Here is a 12,320-nt window from a genome sequence, read left to right as displayed (position 1 = left end):
CCCGGCTGCCCTACTTCTTCTTCAATGCCTTCATGCGCTTGGCGGCCAGCTCCACGGTGTGGAGCTGCTCCTTGCGCTTCATCGATTTCCAATCCTTGATTTCATCCCGGGTGCGGCCGCAGCCGGTACAGACTTCGTGCTTGAGCTTGCACAGCGAGACACAGGGGCTCTTGACGTCTTTTGCCACTTCCGGATTCCACTTCATTCATGTTCAACCAGTGCTGACTGTACTGCAATGCCGGAAAGCCTGCTGGCGCCGCGCCCCATGAAAAAGGCCCGCATCCTTGCGGATGCGGGCCAGCCCACGACTACCTCTGCTACGGTTACTACTTTGCTACAGGTGTTGCAGCCGCCTGCTTTCCCCGAGTACCAGTCTTTCAAGCAAGCGACTGGACGGGAGTATCCGGGTTTATGGCGCCCATGGGCATAGGAAAACTCTGAAAAATCGGCTTTGATTTGTGCTGGACTACTATTCCGTTTTGCCGGATGGCTCCTTCTTATCAGATTTGTCCGATTTTTCCGATTTGTCTTGCTTGAAGCGCGTCACCAGCAACTGGTTGATGCGATTGCCCTCGATGTCCACCACCTCGAACTTGAAATCCGAGAAGAGCACGAAATCGGTCTTCTTCGGAATCTTGCGCAGCATGTACATGATGAAGCCCGACAAGGTCTCATAGCCCACCGGGTTGGGATATTCGTCGATGTCCAGTTCGTTCATGACATCGTTCAAGGGCGTCAAGCCATCCATGAGCCAGGAGTTCTCATCGCGCCGCACGATCTGCTGCTCTTCCTCGGTGATGGCCAGCAGGTTGCCCATCAAGACGCCGGTCACGTCGGTGATGCTGATGATGCCAACGACCAGGGCATATTCGTTGACCACGATGGCCAGGTCTTCATCCATGGCCTTCATGCGTTCCAGCACTTCCCACAGGTTCAGGGAGTCGGGGATGGACAGCGGCGTATGCACCAGGCCCTTGTCGGCCAGGGAGAATTGTTCACCCTTGAGCAGGCGCTTCAGCACATCCTTGCTGTCGATATAGCCCAGCACCGCGTCGATGTGGCCATCGCAGACCAGGAAGCGTGAATGCGGGTGATCGATGATCTTCTGGCGGATCATGTCTTCGCTGTCGGTCAGCAGGAAATAGACGATGCTGTCGCGCGGCGTCATGGCCGAGGGCACGTAGCGGCTTTCCAGCTCGAACACGTTCTCGATCAGGTGATGCTCTTGCGTCAGCAGCACCCCGGCCTGCGCGCCCGCATCGACCATGGCGTGGATCTCGCTGGGGGTGATCACGTCCTGGCGCACCTGCGGCAGACCAAACAGCGTGAAGATCCACTTCGACAGACTGTTGAAGAACCACACCAGCGGCCTGAACAGCGTTTCCAGCAGCAGCATGGGCTGCACCAGGGCGACCGCAGCGCGCTCCGGGGCGGCCATGGCCAGGCGCTTGGGCATGAGGTCGGCAAAGAGGATGAAGAAGGCCGTCACCACCAGGAAGGACATGGCGAAACTGATGTTTTCCAGCATCGGGCCGACGTAGAAGGTGCTGACGATCTCGCGCATGTGCGGCGTGAGCGCCGGCTCGCCCACCACACCGCCCAGGATGGCCACGGCGTTCAGGCCGATCTGCACCACCGTGAAGAAATTGCCCGGCTGGGCTTGCAGCGAGAGGACACGGTCGGCGTTGTGTACGCCTTCCTTGGACATCATCTCAAGACGGATCTTGCGCGAGGCGGCAATGGAGATCTCGGCGCAGGAAAGAAAGGCGCTGACCACGACCAGGAGCAGGATCAGCAGCAGACTGGTGAATATGCTCATGTTGTTCATGTTGTTCTTATCTCATTGATTTGACGTGACATTCTCTCGCGCAACGGGGAGAAAAAGCAAATTCACGCCAATCAAGGGCGCAATGAAGCATCCTGCCGGCCACGCGGCAGGGTCCTCCACCACAACCATCGGTCATCGCCTCAATAGACGTCGCGCCGGTAACGCCCTTCTTCGGCCAGCGCCTGCAGGACGTGTTCGCCCAGAATCTCCTGCAGCGCCAGGGCCACGCCGCCGGCCATGCCCTGCAGGCTGCCGCAGACGTAGAGGCTGGCGCCTTCTTGCACCCATTGCCGCAGGACATCAGCGGCTTCGCGCAGCTTGTGCTGCACATAGATGCGCTCGGGCTGGTCGCGCGAGAAGGCCAGGTCCAGCCGTTGCAGCCAGCCTTGGGCCTGCCAGTCCTGCAGTTCCTGCTGATGGAAGAAATCGTATTGACGCGAGCGCTCACCGAACAACAGCCAGTTGCGCCGCTGCCCCGCCGCCACACGCTCGCGCAGATGCGCACGCAGGCCGGCCAGGCCGGTGCCGTTGCCGATCAGGATCAGCGGGCGATCATCGCCAGGACCATGGAAACTGCGGTTGCTGCGCACGCGCAGGGCGATCTCCTGCCCTGGCTGTGCATGCAGCCCCAGCCAGCCGGAACCCAGGCCGGCGCGGCCGTCGGGCAGGTGCATCAGGCGCACCATCAGTTCCAGCGCACCATCGGCGGGCAGCGAGGCAATCGAATAGGCGCGATGCGGCAGCGCCGGCAAGGCGGCCAGCAATTCCGGATCTGGCAGGCTGCGCACTGCGGCGAGCTGGCCGGCCTCGTGCGGCAGCAGCCGCGTGGCCAGTGCAGCACGCAGGGATTGGCCCTGGCGGCCGATCGCATCGAGGAAGGCATCCACGGCAGCCACGCTGTTCTGCGGCCCGATCTCGGCGATATCACCGGCCTGCCACTCTGGCGAGGGCAGGTCGAGCGGCGTCAGGCTCAGGTGAAACACCGGATCCCCCTGGCTGCCCGGATTGAGCACGCGCCGGTCGGCCAGGCGCCAGCGGCCATAAGCGGGTGCGCTCCAGTCGGCTTCATCGCTGTGGCCGCTCAAGACACCCAGTTGGTGCTGCCAATGCCGCAGCGCGCCTTCATCGCCGTTGTCCACCTCGATGGCATCGAACAGCGGCTGCGCGTGGCGGCGGCACAGCCAGGCGTGCAGCGCATGGCCGAACGCGCAGTATTGCTGATAACTGCGGTCGCCCAGGGCCAGCACGCCGAAACGCAGGTCCGGCAAAGCGGCGCTGTCGCTGCTGCCCAGCTGGCGGGCCAGTGCGGAGGCATCGTCGGGAGCATCGCCCTCGCCTGTGGTGCTGGCCACGAACAGGGCCAGGCGCGTCGCCTGCAGGTCGGCATCGGTCAACTGTCCGGCCGGCAGCACGCGCACCACCAGGCCACCTGAGCGCAAACTTTGCGCGGTCTGCCAGGCCAGTTGCTCAGCTGTACCGGTCTGGCTGGCAAAAACCACCAGTACGGTTTGCGGGCCAGTGGCCTGTACAGTGCCCCACTCGACTTGCTGCAACTGCTGCGCGCGACGATGCCGGAGGAAGGTCATCACGCAGAACACCAGGTAAGTCAGCGCCACCAGCGCGGCCATCAGGTAACGGGTCTGCATGGTCTGGCTCACTCCAGCATGGCGGCCAGGGCCGGGGTGAGGGTCTCGCGGAAGACATCGTCTTCGCGGGTGATGAAAAGAGCGGCAATCCCGCGTTCACGGGCAAAGGACAGTCCGGCCTCCTCCCCCAGTACAGTCAACACGGTCGCCAGGGCATCGGCCACCATGCATTGCCGGTGCAGTACCGTGACAGAGGCCAGTGCACTGCGCACAGGTGTACCGGTACGGGGATCGATGGTGTGCGCATAGCGCTGGCCATCGTGATCGACGTAGCGGCGATAGTCACCCGAGGTGGCGATGGCCAGGCCGTGCAAGGCCACGACCATGGCGGGGCTGTCATCCTGGGGCGGGCGTTCCAGCGCCACCCACCAGGGTTGGCCATCGGCCTTGACGCCCTCGCCCACCAGCTCGCCGCCAACCTCGGCCAGCCAGCTCACGCAGCCGCACTCGCGCAGCGCCTGCGCGACCAGGTCCACCGCGTATCCCTTGGCGATCCCGGAAAAATCCAGATGCACGCCCCCTGCCTGCTGCACCTTGCGCCCTGCCCGGTCAAGCAGGATGCGCTGCCAGCCACAGCGCTGGCGGGTCGATGCCAGCAGGGCCGGGTCAGGCAGGCGCAATGCGTCCCGCGGCACGCTGCCCGCGCCGAAACCCCACAAGTCCACCAGCGGACCGACCGTGGGATCGAAGGCACCGGCGCTATCTGTGGCCATGGTCAGCGCGGCGTCCAGCACGGTGAAGAAGTCCTCCGGCAAGGCATGCCAGCTGCCGGCAGGGGCGCGGTTGAAACGGCTGATGAGGGAATCGGCTTCCCAGGTACTCATCTCGTCGATGACCCGCTGCAACCGGGACGCGATGGCCGCTTCAACCGTCTCCTGCGTGAGGCTGCGCGGGGCCAGTGCCTGCACGCTCCAGGTGGTGCCCATGGTCTGGCCGGACAGGCGCCGCAGCGCCACACCGGGCGGCAGGATGGACGGGGCTTGCAGGTCGACGGGGATCAGGACGCGGTGGGACATCGTCATCTTCGGCAATGAAAACGGCGCCTGCAATACAGGCGCCATCGGGGTCAATCAAATGCAATCAAAGGCAATCAAGCGATCAGGGCAGCACTTCGATGGTGGCGATGTAGGTCGCGCGACGCTGGGTGGCCTGCGGCAGCGAGGTCTTCTGGTCGGAGACGCTGGCTTCCATCCAGTACATGCCCGGGCCGGTCCACTTCACGCTGAATTTGCCCTCCGCATCGGTCTTGACCTTGCTGTCTTGCAGCTTGTCGCGATAGCGGATGCCGCCGGGCACCAGTTCCACTTCCACATCCGAGGCCGGCTTGCCATCGAGCAGCAGCTGGAAGGTCGCGGTGTCGCCCGCCACCAGGTCGGTGGGATGGGTTACCGGTTGCAGCTCCAGGCCCACGCCGGTCGGGGCCAGCGCAGCCTTGCTCGGCTTGCCGGCAGTGACGAAGGTTTCCACCCGGCTGTTCATCTGGGTCACTTTCAGTTCGGTGGCATTGGCCGGGATTTCCTTGGCCAGGGTCTCGGCGGTGCCGCGCCAGCGTTTCTGCTGGCCATCCACCTTGTAGCTGGCGAAGACGCCGTTGTTGACCACGGCGATCTTGTAGGTGCCGGGCTGGCTCAGCTGCACGTCAAAGGTGCTGCGGTACTTGCCGGTGGCGGCATTGACGGCTTGCACCGGCTTGCCATCGGGACCGGTCACGACCAGGCCATCCAGGCGCAGCGGGAAGTGCTCGAAGTAGAACAGGTCATTGGAGACGGCGGCATCCACCGTGACCCAGGCTTCATTGCCCGAGAGGACGGTCGCCGAGGGCAGCAGCCACTGGCGATGCGCGTGGGCCGACAGCGGCAGGCTGATGGCCAGGGCCAAAGCGGCGATCTTCATGGAGCGGCCGGCGAAGTGCTTGAGGGAAAACGACATGGCAGGTTCCTTGTTCTGGTTGATCTTGTTGGGGAGTCAGAGATGGCAGGCCATCAGGGCTTCAGTTCCAGCGCCACGGCACCCAGCTCGCTGGTGCCTTGGGCCTTGGCGCTCTGGGCCGACTTCGGCGGCCACTGGAACGGCACCTTGACCAGCTCGCGGCCGCCGACTTCACGTGCGGCTTCCACCATCAGCAGATAGTCGCCGGGCGCCAGGTTGGCGATGGGGCCCTTGCCGGAGCCGAAATTGAGTTTCTGTACACCCGGTGCACGGGTTGCACCGCTGACGCCATCGATGGGCATCTGCTGCTCACGTCCGCTGCGGCGCCACCACTGGCGCATGTCCTTCAACCACTTCTCGCCTTCCTTGTCTTTTTTCTTCACGTCGTACCACACCGCCAGGTTGGCGGCCACGCTCTGGTCGGCGCGTTCGATCCAGGCGGCCAGATACGGACGGTGATATTCGGCCACGTTCAGGGTCGGGATTTCGATGTTGACGTTCATCTCCGCTGCACCCGCCGGGGCGGCAGTGGCAAACAGCGCCGCCATGGCCAGGGCCAGGGCAGTCGGTTTCAACAGGGCGGACTTGCTACGCTTCATGGGACCTCGCTAAAGAAAACAGAATGACTGGCTGCAAGCCGCAAGGGCCTGTCTGGCTAAGGGAAACGACGAATTCAGTGAATGAAGACCAGCGCCAGCAGCAAGGGCGCTACCAGCCCCAGCGCCACCAGCGGCCAGGTGGCCGGGCGCTTGCCGGCATGCATCTGCAGCAGGAACAGGCCGGTGATGCAGAACACCAGGCAAGCCACCGCAAACACATCGATGAACCAGCTCCAGGCCGTCCCCGTATTGCGGCCCTTGTGCAGGTCATTGAAATAGGAAATCCAGCCGCGGTCGGTCTTCTCGTATTCGACCTGGCCATCCTCCAGCGCCACGCGCAGCCAGGCGTCCCCGCCCGGGCGCGGCAGGGCCACGTAGACTTCATCGGCCGACCATTCGGCACTCTGCTGGTCCACCGTCACCGCCAGTTCACGGCCGACCCAGTCGCGCACGGCAGGCGGCAACGCGGCCTTGCTGCCGCCCTTGGCATCGGCCGCTTCCGCCTGTTGGCGCAGCGGGGCCAGCAGCGATTCGGGTAGCAGGGCCTTGCGATGGGTAACCTGCGGCTTGGCTTCAATCTGGGCGGCGTGGTTCAGCGTGAGCCCCGTGGCCGCGAACACCAGCATGGCCACCAGGCAGATGCCGGAGCTGATCCAATGCCATTGATGCAGGTGCTTGAGCCAGAAGGCACGGCGTTTCTGGTCGGCAACGGCAGGCAGGGGATGGGCGGCAGCGGGCTTCATGAGACGGCAGCGGAATCGGGAAGGAGGAACAGGGCGAGGCCCCTCGGATCTCGCACCAAATAATAATAATTCTCAATTATATCTGGACTCGTCCATACCTCGCTAGCCGCCCGGCGTACTTTTACTTTGCGATACATGCGGATACAAAGCCCGCCAAGAAGCCAGCCCCGCCGCGATACGCAGCGCCGGTGCCAGGGAGGCCGGCAGCATGGGACCGTGGGCCAATCCCGGAAAACTTTGCCACTGCACCTCTAGACCGTGCCGGTCGCGCAGCCGGCCGGCCAGTTCCGGCAAAGCCTGCGGCGGCATGGCTGCGCGCGCGGCCAGCATGGCGCGGGCTCGTGGATCGTCAGCCTCCGTGGGCATGCGCTCGCGCCGTTCCGCCTCCCCCGCCATCAACCACAGCCGGGCACCGGGCGCTCCCGGAAAAGCCTGCTCTTCCTGCAGGATCACACCACCCTGCCACCACAGCGAGGGACTGGCCGCGATATAACGGCTGAACAGGCCCGGCCGGGTGAACAAGGCGTGCAGCACGAACAGGCCGCCATAGGAGTGGCCCCACAGGCTCAGCTGCGTGGCATCCAGTGCCACCTGCTGGCGCACTTGAGGCAGGATGCGATCCTGCAGCAGATCCAGGAACACCGTCGCGCCGCCGCCACGTCGTCCGCGCGAGGTTTCCTCGTCGAACTGACCGGCAGGGATGGGCGGCGTGTAGTCATACGCGCGGGCAGCCACGTCGAAGCGCAGCGCCGTGTCGTAGCCGACGGCCACGATGACCGGCGGCGAGCCATCCTGCAACGCCTGCAATTGCGGCTCGTCGATGGCCGCCAGCGCCGCGTTGCCATCGAGCAGCACGATGGCCGGATAGCCCTGCGGCGGTGGCGGACGCAGCGGCACCCCCACCGTGATGCGGTAGCTGCGCTGACCATCCACGGAACCCAGCGTGAAGCGACTGAAGCGGTACCAGGCCGAGCCCGTGTCAGCGATGGTGGGACCCAGCGGATGCGACAGATCCGGCTGGGCCTCGGCCCAGGCGGGCAGGCAGGCAAGCATCGCCGCGCCAAGGATACGCCGGCGGCCCGGCAGCAGCGGCTCCATCAGAAGCGCTGGGTCAGGCTGACCCACAGGCGGCGGCCGTCGCCGACAGTGTTGAAGCTCTGCTCGTCCAGTCGCTTGTCGGTCAGGTTGTAGATGGCCGCGCTCACCGATGTGCGCTGGTTGACCGCATGCGTCACGCCGAGATCGGCCAGCGTATAGGCCTTGTACTCCTTCACGCCCGAGGACGAGATGGTGGTCCCGGCCGTACCCACGCGCGCGGCGGCGTTGACTTCCTTGCCGTGGTAGTTCAGCGCGGTCCACACCGTCCAGGCATCAGCCGGGTTCCAGTCCGCGCGCAGGTTGAACATGTGGCGCGGCGTGCGGGCCAGCGCATAGCCATCGTAGCTGCCGCCCTTCTGGCGCGAATCGGTGAAGGTGTAATTCGTCTTGAAAGCCAGGCTGCGCGTGGCCTGCCAGCGGCCGCTCAGTTCCACGCCCTTGATGGTGGCGCGATCCACGTTGTAGCTATACCAGAGACGGTAATTGTTGTTGGCCGACCAGCGGGCGATGGAGCCATCGGCGTTGTAGACCAGGGCATTGCTGACCTTGTCCTTGAAGTCGGTGTAGAACAGCGTGGCACCGCCGGAGAGGCCGGTGTGGTTGTCCCACAGGGCGCCCAGCTCCCAGCTGGTGCTGGTTTCCGGCTTGAGGTCGGGGTCGCCGATGATGACGCCGCAGGTGCCGGTGGGACCGACGGTGCAGCCCGCACCACCGGTCGTGTAGGCGTAGCCCGGCGCGATGGTACGAATGTCCGGTGCCTTGAAGCCGCGCGAGACCCCGCCCTTGATGGTCAGCTGCTCGCTGCCATGCCACACCGCGTAGAGGCGCGGGCTCCAGTGGTTGCCGTAGACCTCGTGGTTGTCCAGGCGCAGGCCGCCGGTCAGGGCCAGGCGCTCGGTGAGCTTCCACTCATCCTCCACGAACAGCGCCTTCTGGGCAATGCGGAATTCCTGCACGCGCGTGCTGCTCACGCCCGGGTTGACGTCGGTGAGCGTAGCCTCGTTCCACTGCCCGCCCAGCACCATCCAGTGCGCGCCCAGGGGCATGGACAGCTTGCCGTCCAGCACCAGATTCTCGATCTTTGGCGCGCGCGTGGCCTGGGTGTAGCGATCGCTGCCGACGGGACTCTCGGTATAAGTTTTGCGTTGCGCCTTCTCGTAGGCGATCGAGACATCCGACGTAGCCCAGCCGTAGCGGCCCGTATGAGACAGTGCCATGTGATCGCGCGGGTTTTCCGTATAGCTGTCGGCGGTACTACGGGTCGCGGCCAACGTGTGATAGCTGGAGGCGTCGCGACGCACCTGGGATGTGCCGATCTCGGCCAGGATGTCGTGATTCTTGTTGGGCGTGAGCGCCAGGCGCGCGGTGAAATCGGTATCGAGCGCCTTGGTATTGCCGTTGAGGATGCGGTCTTCCTGGCGCTTGTAGACCTTGCCCCACAGTTGCAGGCCCAATACTTCGCTGGCGATCGGGCCGTTGACGTAGAACTGGCCCTGATAGGCGTCACCCGAGTCGCCATGCTGCTGCAGCGTGGTGTCGACGCTCACCGAGCCGCCCCACTGCCGCGCCACTTTCTTGGTGATGATGTTGATGACGCCGCCCATGGCATCGGAACCATAGAGTGAAGACATCGGTCCGCGTACCACCTCGATGCGCTCGATGGCCTCCAGCGGCGGAATGTAGGACTGCTCGAAGCCGGAATTGCCATTGGTCCGTGCATCGCGCGTGCTCTGGCGCTTGCCATCCACCAGGATGAGCGTGTAGGCACCGGGCAGGCCGCGAATGAAGATGTCCTTCTCGCTGGCGGTACCGGTAATGGTGACGCCCTCGACATCACGAAGGGCATCGGTGAGATCGCGGAAAGGACGCTTCTTGAGCTCCTCCTGGCTGATGACGGTAATGCTGGCCGGCGCGTCCACCACCTCCTGTTCGAAGCCGGTGGCGGTGACCACCACTTCCTTCAGACCGGCCCCTGCATCCTGGGCCACGGCCAGGCCGGAACCAGCGACATACAAGGCCAGCGCCGCCGCGACCGCCTGCGCCACGCGCGTAACGGACAGCGCGCCAGGCGCAGGAAGGTGATGATGCGGATGATGCATGATGAATTCCCCTGTGGTGATGACGAGCCAGGGTCCGGGCGCAAGGCCGCCCTGCAGGCGGCAACGGCAGCCCGCATCGACGCGGATGCATGGGAAGGCGAACGGGACCGGCACGGCCCGGACCATGGCGAGTGATTTGCGAATGAGAATTATATTCATTTAAAATTGACAAAAGTTTGTCAAATTGTGGCAAGTCGCACGGTGCGTGCGCCTCATCCGGGCGCATTGCGCGCACCGCCGTCATCAAGGGGAAGGAACAAGAACATGCACGCGCAACGTCACGTCCTGGTGGTGGACGATCATGCGGACATCAGCGAGCCGCTGGCGGCTTACCTGCGCCGACAGGACATGCAGGTCAGCCTGGCAGCCAATGCCGCGCAGGCACGGGCGTTGCTGCAGGCGCAGGCATTCGACCTGGTGGTGCTGGATGTGATGATGCCGGGCGAGGACGGTCTGTCGCTGTGCCAGAGCATCAGCCAGCAGCATGGCACGCCGGTGATCCTGCTCACTGCGCTGGCGGCCAGCAGCGACCGCATCCGCGGCCTGGAGACCGGTGCTGACGATTACGTAGTGAAACCCTTCGATCCCCATGAGTTGCTGGCCCGCATCCGCAGCGTATTGCGCCGGGTGGCACGACCGTTGCAGGTCCCGGCCAAAACGGCCGGTGCGGGCACCGTGCAGCGCTATGTCTTCGACACCTGGACACTCGATGTGCAACGGCGCGAACTGCGCGACCGCGACGGCACCCTCGTGACCCTCTCCAGCGTGGAATATCGCCTGCTGCGGGCGCTGGTGGAGCATCCCAACACGGTCCTGTCGCGTGACCGCCTGCTGGACCTGACCGCCGGCAGCGACGCACTGGCCTTTGACCGCAGCATCGACAGCCAGGTCAGCCGTCTGCGCAAGAAACTCGAACCCGATCCGCGCAAGCCCGGTCTGCTCAAGACGGTCTGGGGCAATGGCTACCTGCTGGCCGCGCGCGTGAGTGCCGACCCGGCCACGCCATGAGGGCCTGGCCGCGCAGCATGACCGCACAGTTGCTGGCCCTGCTGCTGCTGGGCCTGGTGACGGCACACCTGATCGGGCTGGTGCTGGTGCAACCGAATGGCACGCGCATCCACGTCATCTCGCGCGACCAGATGGCCGAGCACGCCGCCGTGGCCTGGCGCCTGGCTCAGTTGCCGGCGGCGCAAGCGCAGGAGGCACTGGCACGTGCCAGCGACGGCGACTCGCGCTACCGACTCGATCCGGATCCGCAGATCGATGCCGCCCATGAAGAGGGCGGCGACCAGGACCTGCTGCGCCAGCGGCTGCAGGCGCAACTGGGCCTGCCGCCAGAGGCGCTGCGCATCAGCCTGCGCGAAGCCGACGACGGCCCGGCCTTCCTGCGCATCGCGCTGCGTACGCCAGCGGGCCTGTGGGTCAACACGCAGCAGCAGCCCTTGATCACGCAGGGCTGGGTCCGGCCACTGCGATTTTCAGTCCCCGTAAGTACCCTGCCGGTGTTGCTGATCGTGGCCTTGTTCCTGCGCCGCATCCTGCGTCCGGTCAACGCACTGGCCCAGGCGGCAGAACGGGTGAGCCGCGGCGAGGAGGTGGCGCCACTGCCGCTGACCGGCCCGCAAGAAGCGCGCGAGGTCACCGCGGCCTTCAACCTGATGCAGCAACGTCTGCGCCGTTTTGTCGAGGACCGCACCCGCATGCTGGCGGCCATCAGCCATGACCTGCGTACGCCGATCACCTCATTGCGCCTGCGTGCGGAACTGGTCGACGACACTGCCCTGCGCAAGGCGATGATCCGTACCCTCGACGAGATGCGGGTGATGGTGGAAGAGACCGTGCGCTTCGCACGGGATGATGCACATACCGAAGTCACGCGGGAAATCGACCTGGCCGATTTGCTGCAGGAACTTGCGCAGGAGCACGCCGAGCAAGGCCATGATGTACAGATAACTGTGCAGAAAAATGCGCGGAAGATAGTACAGGACAACGCAAGGCACCAAACCGTGGCGCGGCACGCCGGCCCCCTGCCCTATCGCTGCCGGCCTGTGCATCTCAAGCGGGCGCTGTCGAACCTGGTGGACAACGCCGTACGCCACGGCCAGCGGGCGAGATTGTCATTGAGCATGGAGCAAGACGGCAGCCTGTCCATCCTCGTCGATGATGACGGCCCCGGCATTGCGGAGGAACACTTGCAGGAAGTCTTCAAACCCTTCGTACGCCTCGATCCGGCACGCTCCGGCAGCAACTTCGGCCTGGGCCTGGCGATCGCCCGGTCCTGCATCGAGGCCCATGGTGGCCGGCTGGAACTGCGCAACCGCCGCCAGCCGGGCGACCATGGCCTGCAAGCCTGCATCAGCCTGCCGGCCTGAACCGGG

General features: G+C 64.8%; 11 protein-coding genes. 2 read left to right on the top strand and 9 right to left on the bottom strand.

The features are described 5' to 3' along the window. Nucleotides 1-10 precede the first annotated feature (10 nt). From CEJ45_RS05160 to CEJ45_RS05120, 9 genes are all read right to left on the bottom strand, one after another. Entirely contained in the window at nucleotides 11-205 is a 195-nt protein-coding gene (locus CEJ45_RS05160) for a DUF1289 domain-containing protein (RefSeq protein WP_154132345.1), read from the bottom strand. A 264-nt stretch (nucleotides 206-469) separates the two neighbouring features. Then, nucleotides 470-1,819: a polyamine export protein PaeA gene (gene paeA / locus CEJ45_RS05155; RefSeq protein ID WP_187697632.1), complete on the bottom strand. Its 1,350-nt coding sequence runs from the start codon at nucleotides 1,817-1,819 to the stop codon at nucleotides 470-472. A 149-nt stretch (nucleotides 1,820-1,968) separates the two neighbouring features. Further along, nucleotides 1,969-3,474, bottom strand: coding sequence for a sulfite reductase subunit alpha (locus CEJ45_RS05150; protein ID WP_187697631.1), 1,506 nt, complete (start codon nucleotides 3,472-3,474; stop codon nucleotides 1,969-1,971). An 8-nt stretch (nucleotides 3,475-3,482) separates the two neighbouring features. Then, entirely contained in the window at nucleotides 3,483-4,490 is a 1,008-nt protein-coding gene (locus tag CEJ45_RS05145; protein WP_088754133.1) for an FAD:protein FMN transferase, read from the bottom strand. 82 nt (nucleotides 4,491-4,572) lie between these two features. Next, nucleotides 4,573-5,403 (bottom strand): DUF4198 domain-containing protein, encoded by an 831-nt coding sequence (locus CEJ45_RS05140; RefSeq protein WP_088754132.1) that lies wholly within the window; start codon nucleotides 5,401-5,403, stop codon nucleotides 4,573-4,575. Between the two features lie 53 nt (nucleotides 5,404-5,456). Then, nucleotides 5,457-6,002, bottom strand: coding sequence for a DUF2271 domain-containing protein (locus tag CEJ45_RS05135; protein WP_088754131.1), 546 nt, complete (start codon nucleotides 6,000-6,002; stop codon nucleotides 5,457-5,459). A 74-nt stretch (nucleotides 6,003-6,076) separates the two neighbouring features. Continuing rightward, nucleotides 6,077-6,745, bottom strand: coding sequence for a PepSY-associated TM helix domain-containing protein (locus CEJ45_RS05130; RefSeq protein WP_088754130.1), 669 nt, complete (start codon nucleotides 6,743-6,745; stop codon nucleotides 6,077-6,079). A 102-nt stretch (nucleotides 6,746-6,847) separates the two neighbouring features. Further along, a complete protein-coding gene (locus tag CEJ45_RS05125) occupies nucleotides 6,848-7,843 on the bottom strand; it encodes an alpha/beta hydrolase (protein WP_088754129.1) in 996 nt (331 codons plus the stop codon). Further along, complete coding sequence (locus CEJ45_RS05120; RefSeq protein WP_088754303.1) at nucleotides 7,843-9,942, bottom strand: TonB-dependent receptor domain-containing protein; 2,100 nt, start codon at nucleotides 9,940-9,942, stop codon at nucleotides 7,843-7,845. Before CEJ45_RS05120 ends, CEJ45_RS05125 begins: the two co-directional genes overlap by 1 nt. A 264-nt stretch (nucleotides 9,943-10,206) precedes the next feature. Here CEJ45_RS05120 and CEJ45_RS05115 point away from each other — a divergent pair, with 264 nt between their 5' ends. Beyond that, the gene (locus CEJ45_RS05115) at nucleotides 10,207-10,950 is read left to right on the top strand and encodes a response regulator (protein WP_088754128.1); all 744 of its coding nucleotides are present in this window, start codon (nucleotides 10,207-10,209) and stop codon (nucleotides 10,948-10,950) included. Between the two features lie 17 nt (nucleotides 10,951-10,967). Next, complete coding sequence (locus CEJ45_RS05110; protein WP_088754127.1) at nucleotides 10,968-12,314, top strand: ATP-binding protein; 1,347 nt, start codon at nucleotides 10,968-10,970, stop codon at nucleotides 12,312-12,314. Nucleotides 12,315-12,320: the final 6 nt, after the last annotated feature.

The organism is Herbaspirillum aquaticum, assembly GCF_002213425.1.
Taxonomy (GTDB): domain Bacteria; phylum Pseudomonadota; class Gammaproteobacteria; order Burkholderiales; family Burkholderiaceae_D; genus Herbaspirillum; species Herbaspirillum aquaticum.
This window is presented reverse-complemented; position numbering and strand designations above follow the sequence as displayed.